Here is a 14,861-nt window from a genome sequence, read left to right as displayed (position 1 = left end):
GGTCATGGCCGTCTTCACCCCCGTCAGCCTGGCCCAGGCCAGGGCGTTTCTAGTCGGCTACGACATCGGTCGGCCGGTGTCGCTGACCGCCATCGCCGAGGGGGTGGAGAACACCAACTATCGGCTGGACACGGTGCGGGACGGCGTGGCCCGGCGGTTCGTCCTGACCCTGTTCGAGGGGCGGACCGATGCGGCCTCCCTGCCGTTCTGCCTGGGGCTGACGGCGCATCTGGCCGGGCGCGGCTTTTCCTGCCCCATGCCCATCGAGGATCGGGCGGGTCAGTGGCTGGGACAGTTGAACGGCCGGGCGGCGGCGGTGATCGAATGGAAGACCGGCGCCTGGCTGAGGACGCCCGGCGAGGCGGATCAGGCGGCGGCGGGGGCGGTTCTGGCGCAACTGCATCTGGGGGCGGCCGACTTCCCGCTGCGCCGCGCCAATCCGGTCGGGCCGGCGGTGTGGCGGCGGTTGGCGGATCGGTGCGCCGAGGGCGTGGCGCGCGCTTCCGACACGGATCGGGCGCTGTTGAAACAGGTGGAGGCGGGGCTGGCGCGGCTGGGTGATCCGTTTACGGACGATTTGCCGGGCGGGGCGATCCACGCCGACTATTTCCCCGACAATGTGCTGTTCGAGGACGGGGCGGTTTCGGCCGTCATCGACTTCTATTTCGGCTGCGACGGCGCCTTCGCCTATGACCTGGCCATCGCCCTGTCGGCCTGGGGGTTCGACGCCGAGGGCCGGGCGCAGCCGCAGGCCCTGGCCGCCTTCCAGCGCGGCTACGAGGCGGTGCGGCCCCTGAGCCCGGTCGAGCGGGCGGCCCTGCCGCGTCTCGGCGAGGCGGCGGCGTTGCGGTTCACGGCGACCCGCCTGCACGACCGCATCTTCCACGATCCGGCCAATCTGGTGACCCCCAAGGACCCGGCCGTCTTCCTGCGCCGCCTGGACCACTGGCGGGCGGTGGAGCCGGCGTAAGACGGGCGAAAAAGACGGTGCAATCGGTGCGCTTCGTCTGAAATCAGGAAATTGAACTGCACCCGGAAAAAAGGTGCAAAGTGCAATTGCGCCGGGCGGCGATGTCAAAGACCCGAGGCGCAGTATCGCACGGTTTCGGGCCTGTATGGCCGAATGTCGCTGGCGGCGATCAAGTCGTTGAAATCGCGATGCCTGGATTGCGGAGTTGGGACCGATGCGACGCCTTTCTCCCTCCCCGTTCGGGGAGGGCGGCCGAGCGGAGCGAGGTCGGGTGGGGACGGCCGCACACGCTTCACCGATCTGTATTGCACCCGCTAAGCGCGTCCCTGCCGGGCCGCCCCCACCCGGTCGCTGCGCGACCACCCCGCCCGAACGGAGGGGACATGCGTATCGTCGCTGGAACCGAAAGCGTAACTGGGGTTTTGATGTGCAACGGCGAAAAGCGCCGCTCTCTTTCTCCCCGAGGATGACATCATGACCGACGAACAGATCAACGGCGCCGCTTCGCAGGTGCAAGGCAAGGTGCAAAAAGGCTTGGGCCAGCTGGTCGGCGACCAGAAGTTGCAGGTCGAGGGCGCCTATAACGACGCCAAGGGCAAGTCGCTGGAGACCTTCGGCAAGGCCATGGACGCCGTAGATCGCCTGGTCGAGAAGACCCCGGCCGATTATCGCGACAAGGCCCGCACCGTGGCGGCCGAGGCGCGCAAGCGTCCGCTGGTCACCACCCTGTCGGTCGCGGGCGTCGGTCTTCTGCTGATACGCGCCCTGACCGGCGGCAATCGCCGCTGAGTTCGGGTTCAGTGGCGGCCTGAAAAGGCCGCCACCGCGTCCAGCGCCGCCTCAACCGTCCCATTGACCACCGTCAACCGCTCGGGCCGATCGCCCAGGGCGGCGATGACGTTTGCGGCTTCGGGTTCGAAGCCCAGGACGTCGGAGACGAAGGCGCCGAACTTGGACGGGTGGGCGGTGGACAGGGCCACGACCGGTCCCCTGGCGCGATCCTGGCGACGCGCGGCGGCCAGGGCGACGGCTGTGTGCGGGCAGACCACGCGGCCCCAGGCCTCATAGGCATGGGCGATCTCGGCGCGGGTTTCGGCCTCGTCGATGGAGACGGCCGAGACCTCGGACCGCAGGGCGGCCAGCAGGTCCGGGTCGAAGGCGACGGCGCCGTCGCGGGCGAAGGTCTCGAACACCGCGCGGGTCGCCCCGGCGTCGCGGCCCGTCGCCTCGAACACCAGACGTTCGAAGTTGGACGGGGCCTGGACGTCCATGGAGACGCTGCCGCTCTCGACCGCCGCGCGGCGCGAATAGAGGCCGTCGTTGAGGGCGCGGGCCAGGGCGTCGTTCTGGTTCACGGCCGCCACGAAGCCGTTCGACGGCAGGCCCATACGGGTCGCGGCGATCCCGGCGAAGGCGTCGCCGAAATTGCCGGTCGGCACGACGAAAGTGGCGGCCCGGCCCAGCTGGGCGGTGGCGGAGACATAATAGGGGATCTGGCCCGCCAGCCGCGCCCAGTTGATCGAATTGACCGACGACAGCCGGCCGCGTGAGCGCAGATCCTCGTCGGCCAGCAGGCTTTTGACCAGGCGCTGGCAGTCGTCGAAATCGCCGCGCACGGCCAGGTTCAGCACATTGTCCGCCTGGACCGTCGTCATCTGTTTGCGCTGGATCGGCGACACGCGATCCAGCGGGTGCAGCACGATCAGATCGACGGACCGGGCCCCGGCGAAGGCGCGCACGGCGGCGGCGCCCGTGTCGCCCGAGGTGGCGGTCAGGATGGTCAGCCGCTCGCCCGAGGCCGACAAGGCCTCGTCGGTCAGGGCCGCGACCAGCTGCATGGCCAGGTCCTTGAAAGCGGCGGTCGGTCCGTGGAACAGCTCCAGCACGAACAGCCCCGGCTCCAGCTCGACCAGGGGCGTGACCAGCGGATGGTCGAAGCCGGCGGTCAGGCGATCCAGAGCGCGATCCAGCGCCCCGGCCGGCAGGGCGTCGCCGACGAAGGGCGACATGGCCTGAAGGGCGATGCGCTTGTAGTCCGCCGCGCCGGTCCAGGCCTGGGGCGAAAGCGCCGGCCAGGCGGCGGGCATATAGAGGCCGCCGTCCGGCGCGATGCCGCGCAGCAGGGCGTCGGCGAAATCGGTTTCGGGCGAGAGGCCTCGGGTCGAGACGTAACGGTCGGGGGAGGTGTTCATGATGCTGAAGGTCGTAGCCAGACGGGGCGGCGGCGTCATCCGGTTTCTGGCCCCGGCCGGGATGATTTTGTCGGGTTCCGCGGGCTTGTGGCCGGTTTGGCGCGCGAGGGGCGACGAAGGGATCGGCGGACGACAATTTCATGCCCTGTGCGACCTCCATCCCTGCCCGCCCCGTGGCCAGGATGGCCGACAGGGACGGGCGAAGGGCGTTGCGACCATCGCCCCGCTGGCGCCCGTCGTCGCGACGGTCCATGTCATGGGCATGAGACGACGCGATCTTCTGATCCGGCTGGGGTTGATCGCCGGGGGCGTGGGCGGAGCCTGGTGGCTGCGCGACCATGTGCTGTGGCGGGGGCCGACGGTGGTTTTCGCGCCGGGCGGGACGACGGGCTGGCAACCCTATGCCGAGCCGCGCGCCAGCACCCCGACGGTGGAGGTGTCCGTGGACGGTCGGCCGGTGCGGGCCCTGATCGATTCCGGGGCGCAGTATTCGGTGATCGACCGTTCGCTGGTCCAGACGCTGGGTCTGACCCATGTGTTCGACATCCCGATGGTGGCCTACGGCGTCGGCGGCCAGGCCCAGGTCGGGCGCGGCGCGACGCTGGATGTCCGCATCGGCGGCCCCCAGGGGGTGCGGCTGGAGGGGCTGCGCGCCGCGATCCTGGACCTGGGGCCGCTGGCCGGCGACAAGGGATTGGGCGCGCCCCTGATCCTGGGGCAGGATGTGCTGCGCGAACTGATCCTTGAACTGGATGTCCGCAGGCGGCGGATCCGGCTGATCTCGCGTGCGGGATGGACGCCGCCGCCGGGCCTGGCCCCTGTCGCGGTGACGCGGGCGGGCAAGGCGTTGCAGGCGGCGATCACGGTGGAGGGGGCCGCGGTCGATGCGGTGATCGACACCGGCGCATCGGCGGTGCTGGCCGTGACGCGCGAGACGGCCGACGCGGCGGGCCTGCTGGACGGCCGCCGGCGGACCCCGGGCCAGAGCATGGTGCTGGGCGGCGTGGTGGGAGCCGAGACGGTGATCGTCCGTACCCTGACCATTGGCGACGAATTGTATCGTCAGGCGGCGGTGGCCATCTATGACGACGTGGCCGTGCCGGGCTTTCCAAAGGCGCTGGTCGGCATGGCGGCGTTCGAGGATCGGCGCGTCATCCTGGACCTGCGCGGCCCGCGCCTGTTCGTCGAGCGGCCGATGGAGATCACGGTCGGGGCCTGACCGATTGAGGCTGGATCGGCGGCGGGGAACGGCCTAGGTCGGCGCCATGATCGAATTCACCCCCGAAATCGTCGCCCTGTTGTTCGCTGCGGCCATGGCGGCGGGGTTCGTGGACGCCATCGCGGGGGGCGGCGGCCTGATCACCGTGCCGGTGTTGCTGGCGGTCGGGGTCAGCCCGGTGGCGGCCATCGCCACCAACAAGATCCAGGGCAGTTGCGGCACCGCCTCGGCGACCTGGACCTTCTGGCGCAAGGGGCGGATCGATTTCGCCCTGCTGAAATGGCCGCTGATCGCCACGGCGGTCGGCGCCGCCCTGGGCGCCATGGTGGTCAGTTTCGTCGATACGACCTGGCTGATGGTGCTGCTGCCGCTGTTGCTGGCGGGGATCGCGGTCTATTTCCTGGTCGGCCCCAAGGCCAGCGACGAGGATGTCCATGCGCGGCTGACGCCCCTGGCCTTCGGGGCCGTGTCGGGCGGGATCGGCTTCTACGACGGCTTCTTCGGTCCGGGCGCGGGGTCCTTCTTCGCCCTGGCGCTGGTGACGCTGATGGGAATGGGGCTGACTCGGGCCACGGCCCATACCAAGGCGCTGAACTTCTCCAGCAATCTGGTGTCGGTGGTGGTGTTCGCCATCGGCGGCCATGTGCTGTGGGCCGTCGGGTTGACGATGGCGGTGGGGCAGGTGCTGGGCGGCTGGCTGGGGTCGCATGCGGCGATGCGGTTCGGGCCGAAACTGATCCGGCCCCTGCTGGTGCTGATCTGCATCGGCATGGTGATCAAGCTGCTGTCCGATCCCGCCAATCCCCTGAGGGCGTGGATCGAGGGCGTGATCTGAAACGGCTAGGCAGGGGCTTTGAGCACCGTCACTGGACGCACCGCGCCGGGCCAGAGCTGGATGCGATAACGGTCGTCGCCATCCAGGCCGTCTTCGGACAGGCTGTTCAATCCGCCGTGACAAACGCGGGCGGCATAGTCGCCGACGGGCGCGGCGATGCGTTCGGCCTGATCCGGATCATCGGTGCAGCCGAACACGATCAGCGCGCCGCTGGTCAGGCGGAGGCCGCAGTCGCGGACCTGATCCCACGCGTCCGTGTCGGGCGCCGGTTCCGACGGCAGGATTTGAAGTTCGACCGGAACCCGCATGTTGCGCGCCGTCCCTATGGCGATCAGGTCGGGGCCCACGGCCAGCATGGGGTCGCCGGCCGGGCCCCACAGGAGAGCGGGGTCGGTGACGAAGGTTTCGTCGCAGACGTAGAACTGGAAATAGTCCGCGAAGATGTCGAAGCGGCGGACCGTCATTCGCCCTAGCCCGCCAGGGCCGTCGCCACCACCGCCCTGGCCTCGGCCTGAACCTGGGCCAGATGGTCCGGGCCGAGGAAGGATTCGGCATAGATTTTATAGACGTCCTCGGTGCCCGAGGGGCGGGCGGCGAACCAGGCGTCGGCGGTGACGACCTTCAGCCCGCCGATGGCCTCGCCATTGCCGGGGGCCTTGGTCAGGATGTCGGTGATGGCCTGCCCCGCCAGGGCGGTGGCGGTGACGTCCGAGGGGCTGAGGGCGGCCAGACGGGCCTTTTCCGCGCGGGTCGCCGGGGCGTCGACGCGGGCGTAGGCGGGGGCGCCGTACTGGTCGGTCAGGTCGGCGTAGAGCCGGCTGGCGCTGCGCCCGGTGCGGGCCTGAATCTCGGCGGCCAGCAGGCACAGGATGAGGCCGTCCTTGTCGGTGGTCCACACCGTCCCGTCCTGACGCAGGAAGGAGGCGCCGGCCGATTCCTCGCCGCCGAAGCCCACGGTTCCGTCCAGAAGGCCCGGCACGAAATGTTTGAAGCCGACCGGAACTTCCAGCAGGCGGCGGCCCAGGCCGGCGACGACCCGGTCGATCATGGACGACGAGACCAGGGTCTTGCCCACCGCCACGTCCGCGCCCCAGCCCGGCCGGTTGGCGAACAGATAGGCGATGGCGGCGGCCAGGAAATGGTTGGGGTTCATCAGGCCCGCGTCGGGGGTGACGATGCCGTGGCGATCCGCGTCGGCGTCGTTGCCGAAGGCGACATCATAGGCCGATCCGCCCTTCATCATGCCGATCAGACCGGCCATGGCCGAGGGCGAGGAACAGTCCATGCGGATCTTGCCGTCGGCGTCCAGCGGCATGAAGGCCCAGCGCGGGTCGACGGCGTCGTTGACGACGGTCAGGTCCAGTCTGTGACGCTCTGCGATCTCGCCCCAATAGGCCACGGCGGCGCCGCCCAGCGGATCGGCGCCGATGCGGACCCCGGCGTTTCGGATGGCCTCCAGGTCCACGACGCGGGGCAGGTCGTCGATATAGGCGGACAGATAGTCGAACCGGCCCGCCGCCGCCTGGGCCTGGGCGGACGGGACGCGGCGCACCTGGGTCAGGCCGCCCTCGATCAACTGGTTGGCGCGGGCGGCGATGGCGGCGGTGGCCTCGCTCCCGGCCGGGCCGCCCGAGGGGGGATTGTATTTGATGCCGCCGTCGCGGGGCGGATTGTGCGACGGGGTGATCAGGACGCCGTCCGCCTGGCGCGCGTTGGCCCGATTGTGCGTCAGTATGGCGTGGGACACGGCGGGGGTGGGGGTGAAGCCGTCGCGGGCGTCGATCAGCACCTGGACCCCGTTGGCGACCAGCACCTCCAGCGTGGTGCGGAAGGCGGGTTCGGACAGGCCGTGGGTGTCACGCCCCAGGAACAGGGGGCCGTCCACGCCCTGGGCCGCGCGGTATTCGGCGATCGACTGGGCGATGGCCAGGATGTGGGCCTGGTTGAAGGCGCCGTCCAGGCTGGACCCCCGGTGGCCCGAGGTGCCGAAGACCACCCGCTGCTGGGGCTCGGTCATGTCTGGCTGGACCGTTTCATAGGCGCCCAGCAGGGCGTCCAGGTCGATCAGGTCTTCGGGGCGTGCGGTCAGGCCGGCGCGATCATGCATCGTTGGTCAATCAATCGTTTCAGACAAGGCGGGTCAGACAAGGCGGGGCGGCGCTCAGGCGCCGCCGAAGGTGTCGCAGGATGCGGGATCGCCCGACTGATAGCCGCGCTGCAGCCATTCGACCCGCTGGGCCGAGGAGCCGTGGGTGAAGCTTTCGGGCGAGACGCGGCCGCCGCCGCGCCGTTGCAGCGCATCGTCACCGATGGCCTGGGCGGTCTTCATGCCCTCCTCGATGTCGCCGGGCTCCAGCGCGACCTGACCGTTCGAGACGGCGGCGGCGTTCTTGGCCCAGACCCCGGCGTAGCAGTCGGCCTGAAGCTCCAGCGCGACGGAATAGCGGTTGGCCTCGCCCTCGCCACGCGCCCGCTGCTGGGCCTGACGCACCTGATCCGAGGTGCCGGTCAGAGTCTGGACGTGGTGGCCGAACTCATGGGCGATGACATAGGCGCGGGCGAAATCGGCGCCGGAGGCCCCGAGCTGGGTCTCCATCTCCTGCCAGAAGTTCAGGTCCAGATAGACGGTCTTGTCGTTGGGGCAGTAGAAGGGACCCATGGCCGACTGGCCGTAGCCGCAGCCGGTTCCCGTACCCTGTTCGTAGATCACGACCTTGGGCGGCTGATAGCCCTTAAGCTTCTGCGCCCAGACGTCGTTGATGTTGGCGCCGATGACATCGACGAACCGGCCGGCCTGGTCCTGGGGCGTGCCGACCTGGCCCTGCTGTTCCGAGGCGCCGACGCCGCCCAGCTGGCTGGCCAGTTGCGTCGTGGTGGACGGGTCGATGCCGAAGACGAAATAGCCGATCAGGGCCAGCACGCCCACGCCGATGCCGCCTCCCGCGATGGCGCCGCCCCCCATGCCGCGCCGGTCCTCGACCCCGCCGCCCGTTCGTCCGCCCTGCCAGCGCATCCGCCTATCTCCCGTCTGATCGCCCCTAAGCTAGGCCGGAACGCGGGGGCGAGGGAAGGGATGCGTGGTCCTAACGCGACCGATCCAGCCAGGCGTCGATCTGGCTGACGCCCTGGGTGGTCTGCTGGCGGCGTTCGGCGGCGGACTGGCGCAGCGCCCGCTCCTGTTCCGGGCTGTAGAGGAGGCGGGGCGGCAGGGCGGACGGGGCCGCCGGTTCGCGCGCAGTCTCGATGGCGCGCAGGCGCAACTGGGTCTCGATCTGCTGCTGGCGGGCCTGATCGGCGTTGGACTGGGACTGGGCGCGCAGACGGTCGTTTTCGTAGCGATGCTGGTCGGCGATGGCGGCGGGTATGCCGCCCGGATAGGCGCCATAGGGGCGGCCGGGCGCCGGATAGGTCTGGGTCGGGTAGATCTGGGCCAGGACGGGCGTCGCGGCGGCCGCCAGCAAGGTCGTCAGGGTCAGGAGCCTTCGCATGGACGATAGATGGTACCGGCGGCCGCATCCGCCAAGCGGAGCCGCAACCCTTTGACTTGTCGTGGGTTCATCGCCCCGAACCCCTTTCCGACACGGAGCATTTCCCATGGCCCAGACCCTTTCCGGCAAGACCGTCGCCATCCTGGCGACCGACGGCGTCGAACTGATCGAACTGAACGAACCGATGAAGGCGCTGAAGGATGCCGGGGCGGTGGTCGAGATCGTGTCGTTGAAGGCCGGGGAGTTCCAGGGCTTCGACCATCTGACGCCGGGCGAGAAGGTGACGGCGGACAAGGCGGTGGCGGCGGTGGACGCCTCGGCCTATTCGGCGCTGCTGCTGCCGGGCGGGGTGGCCAATCCCGACCTGTTGCGCGCCGATGCGGATGCGGTGGCCTTCGTGCGGGCCTTCTTCGATGCGGGCAAGCCGGTCGCCGCCATCTGTCACGCGCCCTGGCTGCTGATCGAGGCGGGGGTGGTCGAGGGGCGTCGGATGACGGCCTTCGAGAGCATCCGCACCGACCTGAAGAACGCCGGGGCCGATGTAGTCAATGAAGAGGTGGTGGTGGATCAGGGACTGGTCACCAGCCGTTGCCCCGACGACATCCCGGCCTTCAACGCCAAGATGATCGAGGAATTCGGCGAGGGGCGGCACGAGGGACAAGCCGCTTAAGTCGGCCTGCCGCAACACCCTCGTCGTGATTCCGGGGTCGAGCAAGGCGAGCCTGGGTTCCGGGTTCGCCCTGCGGGCGCCCCGGAATCACGTCCGGCAGGCTCAGGGCATGGCCCAGACCGAGGATCGCTTGATCTCCTGATCCTCCAGCTCGCGCGAGGTGGGGACGCGGTATTCGGCCAGGAAGTCCAGGCCCGTGCGCGGGAAATAGGTGCGGCCCGGATCGCCGATCAGGACGCGCGTCCCCCGGCTGCGGGCCTGGGCCAGCCAGGCCAGGACGGCCTCGGTCATCGGGCGTTCGTAGCAGATGTCGCCCGCGCAGATGACCTCGACCTCGGGCGGGGCGGCGTCCAGCAGATTGGCCTGGGTGAAGGTCAGGGTCACGCGGTTGGCGGCGGCGTTGGCGGCGACGGCGGCCTGACAAAAGGGGTCGATGTCCGCGCACAGGACCGAGGCCGCGCCCGCCCTCATCGCCGCCACGCCGACCAGGCCCGAACCGGCGGCGAAGTCCAGCACCCGCTTTCCCGCCACCTCATGCGGATGATCCAGCAGATAGCGGCTCAGCGCCTGACCGCCCGCCCAGGCGAAGGCCCAGAAGGGCGGCGGCACGCCCATTTCACCCAGCTCCTCCTCGGTCAGCCGCCAGATCGGGGTGATCTCGTCGGCCAGCCACAGGGAAATCTCCGGCGCGTGCGGCACGGGTTGAAGACGGGTGTTGTCCCGAATGAAGGCGGCGGGGTCGGCGATCGTCATGCCGGGCGGCGGGTCGCCGTTCGGATCACGTCCAGATAGCCGGGCGACACCTCCATCGCCGCCGCTTGCGGCCGGGCGTGGATGGCGCGGTGCAGGCGCGGCAGCTTCCAGCACGGCACATGCATGAACAGATGATGCTCGGCGTGGAAGTTGACCCAGTAGGGGGCGATGAAGGCGCGCTCCCACCAGGCGGCGCGGGTGGTGCGGGCGGCGCGGAAGGGATCGACGGCCGAACCCTCGACACAGGCGTGTTCGGCGATGTTCCTCAGCCGCGTCACCATGGGGAACCAGGTCGCCATCGGCAGCAGCCACAGGACGAAGAAGGCCCACCACAGACCAGCGGCGACGAAGCCCGCCAGCAGGACGGCGTTGAAGACCAGGAAGGGCAGGACGGACCGGCCCGTCACGACCGCCTCATAGTCGTGGGCGGCTTCGCCCATGGGTTTGGCGCGATCGCCCTGGGGGCGGTTTGAGCGCGGCGCAGCACGCGTCTGGGCCAGGGGCAGCAGCACCCGCTGTTTGAAGAAGGTCTGGCCGGTCAGGTCGCGGATCAGCTTGCGCCGCAGCGAGGCGGGGCTGACGGGGAAGGGCGCCGACAGCATCAGGTCCGGGTCCTCGGCCTGCTGGGCGAAGCGGTGGTGGGTCAGGTGATAGGGGCGATAGGCCGCCAATGATGCGCCGATGGGCGTGGCGCACAGCCAATGGCCAAGGAAGTCGTTCAGCCGGGGCGACTTGGACAGACCGCCGTGCGCCGCCTCGTGCATCAATATGGCCAGGCCCAGCTGGCGCGTGCCGACGATCATGACGCACAGGGGGATCAGCCAGGGCACGGCGACGCCAGCGGCCACGGCCAGGGCGATCACCGCCCAGCAATGCGCGACCAGCAGCGGCCCGGCCCAGGCCGAGCGCGTCTGGAACGGCGCCCATTCCTGGGGCGTGAACAGAACCGACGGAGCGATGCGCGGGGCGGCGGGCATGGGGTCATCCTACGCCCATCGGCGCGTCTGGAAAAGCAACGGATGAATGTGCGGATATCCTGACAAAAAGTCAGGTTGACATGACATAGCGTCGATGTCAGGTTGGCCTTACACATGGAGAGGCAGATGTTCACCGCCTGGAAGACCGGAACGCCCGCGCATCGGCGCTATCTGATCCGCACCCTGGCGTTCACCGCGCCCTATGTCGCGATCTGCGTGGCGATGATGACCACGAACCTCTTTGACGACCTGATGGGAAAGCCGGCGGCCTGGGGGCTGGCGGCGGCGGTGTCGGCGCCGGTGATCGGCCAGATCTGGGCGACCCTGGCGCTGATGCGCGAAAGCGACGAGTTCGTGCGCGGCGTGACGGCCAAACAGTTCATCGTCGCCGCAGGCCTGGCCCTGGCGCTCGCCACCTTCTGGGGCTTCGGCGAAAGCTTCGCCGGGGCGCCGCATATGCAGACCTGGCTGATCGTGCCTGTGTTCTGGGCCATGTACGGCCTTGTCTCGCCCTTCATTCGGAGCAGCCGATGAAGAACCGTCTGAAGCTGCTGCGGGTCGAGCGGGGCTGGACCCAGGAACAGCTGGGTCAGGCGCTGGGGGTGTCGCGTCAGGCGGTGATCGCCGTGGAGACCGAGCGGCACGATCCGTCGCTGGACCTGGCCTACCGGATCGCCGCCGTGTTCGAACGGCCGGTGGAAGAGATTTTCGAGAACTCGCATTCGGGCTGACCCGAATGTCGGAATAACCTTACAATTGGAGACTGTGATGTCGAACCCCATTCGCCCTTGCCGGGGCGTCTTCGCGCCCCCGCGCCTCGCCGCCGTCCTGGGCGTCCTGATCGCTTGCGCCGTCGCCGACGACCCGGCCCAGGCCCAAGCGCAGGCCCAGGCCAGCGGCGCGGTCGCCACGGCCGCCGCGCCCTTCGTCTCGGATCGTCTGTCGGTCGAGGTGGTGGGGTCGGGGCCGGACGTGATCCTGATCCCCGGTCTGGCGTCCTCGCGCGAGGTGTGGCGGGCGACGGCAGACCGGCTGAAGGCGACGCACCGGGTGCATCTGGTGCAGCTGGCCGGGTTCGCAGGCGAGCCGTGGACCCACGGCGACGGCGCCTTCGTCCAGCCCGAGGTCGAGGAACTGGCCCGCTATATCCGTCAGGCGGGGCTGAACCGGCCGGCGGTGATCGGCCATTCGCTGGGGGGCTTGAGCGGCCTGTTGCTGGCGCAGCAGCAGCCGGGCCTGGTCGGGCTGCTGATGACGGTGGACAGCCTGCCCTTCTACAGCGCCCTGTTCGGCCCGACCGCGACGGCCGAAAGCGCCAGACCGTTCGCCGACCGGGCGGCCGCCCTGATCCTGGGCGCGGACGAGGCCGGGTTCCGCACGCAGCAGGCGGCCACGGCCCAGGCCCTGTCGCGGACGCCGGGCGAGCAGGCGCGGATCGTGGACTGGTCGATGGCCAGCGACCGCCACGCCGTCGCCTCGGCCATGAAGGACGTGATGACCACCGACGCGCGGCCGGGCCTTGCGGCCATGACGACGCCGGTGACGGCCCTCTACGCCGCCGATGCGGACGGCGGGGCGCCGGCGGCGGGTGCGGATGCGATGTGGGGGAGGGAGTATTCGTCCCTGCCGGGCGCGACGCTGATCCGGGTGAACGGATCGCGCCATTTCATCATGGCCGATCAGCCCGAACGGTTCGCGGAACGGGTGGACGCGTTCCTGGCGAAGTGAAATCCGAAATCCGTCATCCCAGGTCTTGCGCCTGGGATGACGGGCTTCCAAACCGATCAGTTCTTCGGCGTCACGTCGCCCGCCTTGGCGGGGGCGCCGTCGAACTGGTCGGCGTAGACGGGGTTGAGCAGGGCGCGGAAGGCGCTCTGGGGCAGGGCGACCCAATAGGGGCCGTCCGAATAGGGGCCGATCTGATACGGCCCCATCAGGAAGGTGACGCCGCCCGCCTTGCCCGGCGTCGTGCCCGGCGTCAGGACGAAGGGGGTCGAGACGGCCTTGGGGCAGGTCCACATCTTGCCGTCCAGGGTCGCGGCCTCGGACCCTGGCGAGCGGGCCTGTTTGGCGGCGTTGGCGGCGGCGCACAGGGCCTTGTCCAGCACGGTCAGATCGGCGCCCGGACGGAACAGGTCGGCGAAGCCCAGTCGCTTGTTGGTCGTCTTGTCCCAGATCACAGAGGCGAAGCTGGTGTTGGGGTGGGCGCCGCCCGTGAACTCGAAATCGGTGCGGGCCAGGCTGACCAGCTTGGCCGTCTCGGCGCCGGGCGCGAAGGCGATGGACTTCTCATAGGGGTTGGGTCCGCCGCCGGCCTCGCTGAGATCGGCCTGGGCGCCCTCCTCGAACTGTTTCAGGTCGCGCACCATGTCGGCATAGAGGGCGGCGTGCAGGGCGGGGGTGGTCTTGACCGTCTGCGGCAGGGTCAGTTTGACGGTGGCGTAGGGGGTCTTGCTGTCATAGCCGACGGGGGTGTTGTCGGCGGCGACGGCCGGGACCGGGGCGGCCTTGGGCGCGGGGGCCTTGTCCTCTCGGCGCTGGCAGGCCGCCAAGGACGCCGAAAGGGTCGCGGCGACGGCGACGGACAGCAGCAGGATGCGGGGGGCGGAGGTCATTGTCGTTTTCCTATCGTTCGACGCGCGGCGTCTCTCTGCTTGAGGATAGTCGGTCATGGCGCGGCGCCCAAGGCGCCCAGGGCGACGGCGGCCAGCAGTATAAGGCCGGCGTCGCGGTTCGACTTGAACAGTTTCAGCGCCAGGGCGCCGTCGCTGCGGTCCAGGCGCGCGACCTGCCGCGCCAGATGGACGGCGTAGGCGACAAGGCCGATCCAGAACAGGGCGCCCAGACCGGCCGCCGCGCCCGCCGCGCCCGCCAGGACGACGGCCAGACCATAGAAGACGGCGACGCCCGGACGCACGGCCGAGGCCAGGCGCCGCGCCGAGGACTTGACCCCGATCATGGCGTCGTCCTCGATGTCCTGCAGCGCGTAGAGGGTGTCATAGCCCAGGGTCCAGAACACCCCGCCCAGCCACAGCAGGACGGCGGGGACATAGGCCTGCCAGACCAGGGCGACGGCATGGCCGCTGTCGCTGGCGGGCGACCACAGGAAGGGGCGGAACTCTCCGGCGATGTCGGCGGGCAGCAGAAGGGCGGCCGCCGCCAGGGGCAGGGCGGCGGCGAACCCCATCAGGGCGCCCCAGTTGAAGGTCAGGCCCAGCCAGGCCTGGGGCCACCAGGTGATCCGCTTCATGAAGGGATAGGCCGCGACCAGGGCCAGCGACCCGACGCCCAGCAGGATGGCCACGGTCGGCAGGGTCAAAAGGATCATCAGGCTGATCAGGCTGCACGCCATGACGAAGGCCCAGGCCTGTTTGACGCTGATCCGGCCCGACGGAATGGGGCGCAGGGCGGTGCGGGCGACCCGGGCGTCGAAATCCCGGTCCACGATGTCGTTGAAGGCGCAGCCCGCCGCCCGCATCAGACAGGCGCCGACCGCGAAGCCGACGAACAGCCACAGCTCATAGAGGCCGGGACTGCGCCGATACTGGGCCAGGGCCAGGGCGATCCCCTGCCAGCCGGGCAGCAGCAGCAGCCAGATGCCGATGGGCCGGTCGAACCGTCCCAGCTTCAGCCAGGGTTTCAGCCCCTCGGGCGCATGGCGATCCACCCAGTTGGCGCCGGCGTCGGGAAGGGGGGCGGAGGTCATGGCCACGACTTAGCGGTTCCGGGCCGGGGGGTGAAGGGCGCAGGGCAGATC

At 69.8% G+C, this 14,861-nt stretch carries 17 protein-coding genes; 8 read left to right on the top strand and 9 right to left on the bottom strand.

Features of this window, described 5'->3' with window-relative positions; translation table 11 throughout:
- Positions 1 to 4: 4 nt before the first annotated feature.
- Complete coding sequence (gene thrB / locus P0Y50_01775; protein WEK40359.1) at positions 5 to 970, top strand: homoserine kinase; 966 nt, start codon at positions 5 to 7, stop codon at positions 968 to 970.
- A 474-nt stretch (positions 971 to 1,444) separates the two neighbouring features.
- Entirely contained in the window at positions 1,445 to 1,759 is a 315-nt protein-coding gene (locus P0Y50_01770) for a CsbD family protein (GenBank protein WEK40358.1), read from the top strand.
- An 8-nt stretch (positions 1,760 to 1,767) separates the two neighbouring features.
- Here the strand turns inward: P0Y50_01770 and thrC are convergent, their stop codons facing one another.
- The gene (gene thrC / locus P0Y50_01765; GenBank protein ID WEK40357.1) at positions 1,768 to 3,201 is read right to left on the bottom strand and encodes a threonine synthase; all 1,434 of its coding nucleotides are present in this window, start codon (positions 3,199 to 3,201) and stop codon (positions 1,768 to 1,770) included.
- A 223-nt stretch (positions 3,202 to 3,424) separates the two neighbouring features.
- Here thrC and P0Y50_01760 point away from each other — a divergent pair, with 223 nt between their 5' ends.
- The gene (locus P0Y50_01760) at positions 3,425 to 4,381 is read left to right on the top strand and encodes a retropepsin-like aspartic protease (GenBank protein ID WEK40356.1); all 957 of its coding nucleotides are present in this window, start codon (positions 3,425 to 3,427) and stop codon (positions 4,379 to 4,381) included.
- Between the two features lie 46 nt (positions 4,382 to 4,427).
- Positions 4,428 to 5,216 carry a TSUP family transporter gene (locus tag P0Y50_01755; GenBank protein WEK40355.1) on the top strand — a complete coding sequence of 263 codons (789 nt, stop codon included), beginning with the start codon at positions 4,428 to 4,430 and terminating at the stop codon, positions 5,214 to 5,216.
- Between the two features lie 5 nt (positions 5,217 to 5,221).
- Here the strand turns inward: P0Y50_01755 and P0Y50_01750 are convergent, their stop codons facing one another.
- From P0Y50_01750 to P0Y50_01735, 4 genes are all read right to left on the bottom strand, one after another.
- Complete coding sequence (locus tag P0Y50_01750; protein ID WEK40354.1) at positions 5,222 to 5,680, bottom strand: hypothetical protein; 459 nt, start codon at positions 5,678 to 5,680, stop codon at positions 5,222 to 5,224.
- A gap of 5 nt (positions 5,681 to 5,685) precedes the next feature.
- Positions 5,686 to 7,323 carry a phosphoglucomutase (alpha-D-glucose-1,6-bisphosphate-dependent) gene (gene pgm / locus P0Y50_01745; GenBank protein WEK40353.1) on the bottom strand — a complete coding sequence of 546 codons (1,638 nt, stop codon included), beginning with the start codon at positions 7,321 to 7,323 and terminating at the stop codon, positions 5,686 to 5,688.
- A gap of 54 nt (positions 7,324 to 7,377) precedes the next feature.
- Complete coding sequence (locus P0Y50_01740; GenBank protein ID WEK40352.1) at positions 7,378 to 8,229, bottom strand: zinc metallopeptidase; 852 nt, start codon at positions 8,227 to 8,229, stop codon at positions 7,378 to 7,380.
- A gap of 70 nt (positions 8,230 to 8,299) precedes the next feature.
- Positions 8,300 to 8,704 carry a hypothetical protein gene (locus P0Y50_01735; protein WEK40351.1) on the bottom strand — a complete coding sequence of 135 codons (405 nt, stop codon included), beginning with the start codon at positions 8,702 to 8,704 and terminating at the stop codon, positions 8,300 to 8,302.
- A gap of 106 nt (positions 8,705 to 8,810) precedes the next feature.
- Here P0Y50_01735 and P0Y50_01730 point away from each other — a divergent pair, with 106 nt between their 5' ends.
- Entirely contained in the window at positions 8,811 to 9,374 is a 564-nt protein-coding gene (locus P0Y50_01730; protein WEK40350.1) for a type 1 glutamine amidotransferase, read from the top strand.
- A 102-nt stretch (positions 9,375 to 9,476) separates the two neighbouring features.
- Here the strand turns inward: P0Y50_01730 and P0Y50_01725 are convergent, their stop codons facing one another.
- Together P0Y50_01725 and P0Y50_01720 are read right to left on the bottom strand one after the other, a co-directional pair.
- Positions 9,477 to 10,127 carry a methyltransferase gene (locus P0Y50_01725; GenBank protein WEK40349.1) on the bottom strand — a complete coding sequence of 217 codons (651 nt, stop codon included), beginning with the start codon at positions 10,125 to 10,127 and terminating at the stop codon, positions 9,477 to 9,479.
- Positions 10,124 to 11,104 carry a fatty acid desaturase gene (locus P0Y50_01720; GenBank protein ID WEK40348.1) on the bottom strand — a complete coding sequence of 327 codons (981 nt, stop codon included), beginning with the start codon at positions 11,102 to 11,104 and terminating at the stop codon, positions 10,124 to 10,126. The genes P0Y50_01725 and P0Y50_01720 overlap by 4 nt, the downstream gene beginning before the upstream one ends.
- Positions 11,105 to 11,230: 126 nt before the next feature.
- Here P0Y50_01720 and P0Y50_01715 point away from each other — a divergent pair, with 126 nt between their 5' ends.
- The 3 genes from P0Y50_01715 to P0Y50_01705 are packed head-to-tail and all read left to right on the top strand — an operon-like array spanning position 11,231 to position 12,832.
- The gene (locus P0Y50_01715) at positions 11,231 to 11,638 is read left to right on the top strand and encodes a hypothetical protein (protein ID WEK40347.1); all 408 of its coding nucleotides are present in this window, start codon (positions 11,231 to 11,233) and stop codon (positions 11,636 to 11,638) included.
- Positions 11,635 to 11,835 carry a helix-turn-helix transcriptional regulator gene (locus P0Y50_01710; protein WEK40346.1) on the top strand — a complete coding sequence of 67 codons (201 nt, stop codon included), beginning with the start codon at positions 11,635 to 11,637 and terminating at the stop codon, positions 11,833 to 11,835. The genes P0Y50_01715 and P0Y50_01710 overlap by 4 nt, the downstream gene beginning before the upstream one ends.
- A gap of 37 nt (positions 11,836 to 11,872) precedes the next feature.
- Positions 11,873 to 12,832, top strand: coding sequence for an alpha/beta hydrolase (locus tag P0Y50_01705; GenBank protein WEK40345.1), 960 nt, complete (start codon positions 11,873 to 11,875; stop codon positions 12,830 to 12,832).
- A 56-nt stretch (positions 12,833 to 12,888) separates the two neighbouring features.
- Here the strand turns inward: P0Y50_01705 and P0Y50_01700 are convergent, their stop codons facing one another.
- Together P0Y50_01700 and P0Y50_01695 are read right to left on the bottom strand one after the other, a co-directional pair.
- Positions 12,889 to 13,719: a DUF3298 domain-containing protein gene (locus P0Y50_01700; GenBank protein ID WEK40344.1), complete on the bottom strand. Its 831-nt coding sequence runs from the start codon at positions 13,717 to 13,719 to the stop codon at positions 12,889 to 12,891.
- A gap of 53 nt (positions 13,720 to 13,772) precedes the next feature.
- Complete coding sequence (locus P0Y50_01695; protein ID WEK40343.1) at positions 13,773 to 14,810, bottom strand: UbiA family prenyltransferase; 1,038 nt, start codon at positions 14,808 to 14,810, stop codon at positions 13,773 to 13,775.
- Positions 14,811 to 14,861 lie beyond the last annotated feature (51 nt).

Origin of the sequence: Candidatus Brevundimonas colombiensis (genome assembly GCA_029202665.1) — a bacterium.
Lineage (GTDB): Bacteria > Pseudomonadota > Alphaproteobacteria > Caulobacterales > Caulobacteraceae > Brevundimonas > Brevundimonas colombiensis.
Note: the sequence above shows the minus strand (reverse complement) of the source record. Positions and strands in the feature narration are given on the sequence as shown.

Coding starts and splice junctions, on each gene's coding strand:
- thrB (WEK40359.1), top strand. CDS start 5: ATGGCCGTCTTCACCCCCGTCAGCCTGGCCCAGGCCAGGGCGTTTCTA.
- P0Y50_01770 (WEK40358.1), top strand. CDS start 1,445: ATGACCGACGAACAGATCAACGGCGCCGCTTCGCAGGTGCAAGGCAAG.
- thrC (WEK40357.1), bottom strand. CDS start 3,201: ATGACGCCGCCGCCCCGTCTGGCTACGACCTTCAGCATCATGAACACC.
- P0Y50_01760 (WEK40356.1), top strand. CDS start 3,425: ATGAGACGACGCGATCTTCTGATCCGGCTGGGGTTGATCGCCGGGGGC.
- P0Y50_01755 (WEK40355.1), top strand. CDS start 4,428: ATGATCGAATTCACCCCCGAAATCGTCGCCCTGTTGTTCGCTGCGGCC.
- P0Y50_01750 (WEK40354.1), bottom strand. CDS start 5,680: ATGACGGTCCGCCGCTTCGACATCTTCGCGGACTATTTCCAGTTCTAC.
- pgm (WEK40353.1), bottom strand. CDS start 7,323: ATGCATGATCGCGCCGGCCTGACCGCACGCCCCGAAGACCTGATCGAC.
- P0Y50_01740 (WEK40352.1), bottom strand. CDS start 8,229: ATGCGCTGGCAGGGCGGACGAACGGGCGGCGGGGTCGAGGACCGGCGC.
- P0Y50_01735 (WEK40351.1), bottom strand. CDS start 8,704: ATGCGAAGGCTCCTGACCCTGACGACCTTGCTGGCGGCCGCCGCGACG.
- P0Y50_01730 (WEK40350.1), top strand. CDS start 8,811: ATGGCCCAGACCCTTTCCGGCAAGACCGTCGCCATCCTGGCGACCGAC.
- P0Y50_01725 (WEK40349.1), bottom strand. CDS start 10,127: ATGACGATCGCCGACCCCGCCGCCTTCATTCGGGACAACACCCGTCTT.
- P0Y50_01720 (WEK40348.1), bottom strand. CDS start 11,104: ATGCCCGCCGCCCCGCGCATCGCTCCGTCGGTTCTGTTCACGCCCCAG.
- P0Y50_01715 (WEK40347.1), top strand. CDS start 11,231: ATGTTCACCGCCTGGAAGACCGGAACGCCCGCGCATCGGCGCTATCTG.
- P0Y50_01710 (WEK40346.1), top strand. CDS start 11,635: ATGAAGAACCGTCTGAAGCTGCTGCGGGTCGAGCGGGGCTGGACCCAG.
- P0Y50_01705 (WEK40345.1), top strand. CDS start 11,873: ATGTCGAACCCCATTCGCCCTTGCCGGGGCGTCTTCGCGCCCCCGCGC.
- P0Y50_01700 (WEK40344.1), bottom strand. CDS start 13,719: ATGACCTCCGCCCCCCGCATCCTGCTGCTGTCCGTCGCCGTCGCCGCG.
- P0Y50_01695 (WEK40343.1), bottom strand. CDS start 14,810: ATGACCTCCGCCCCCCTTCCCGACGCCGGCGCCAACTGGGTGGATCGC.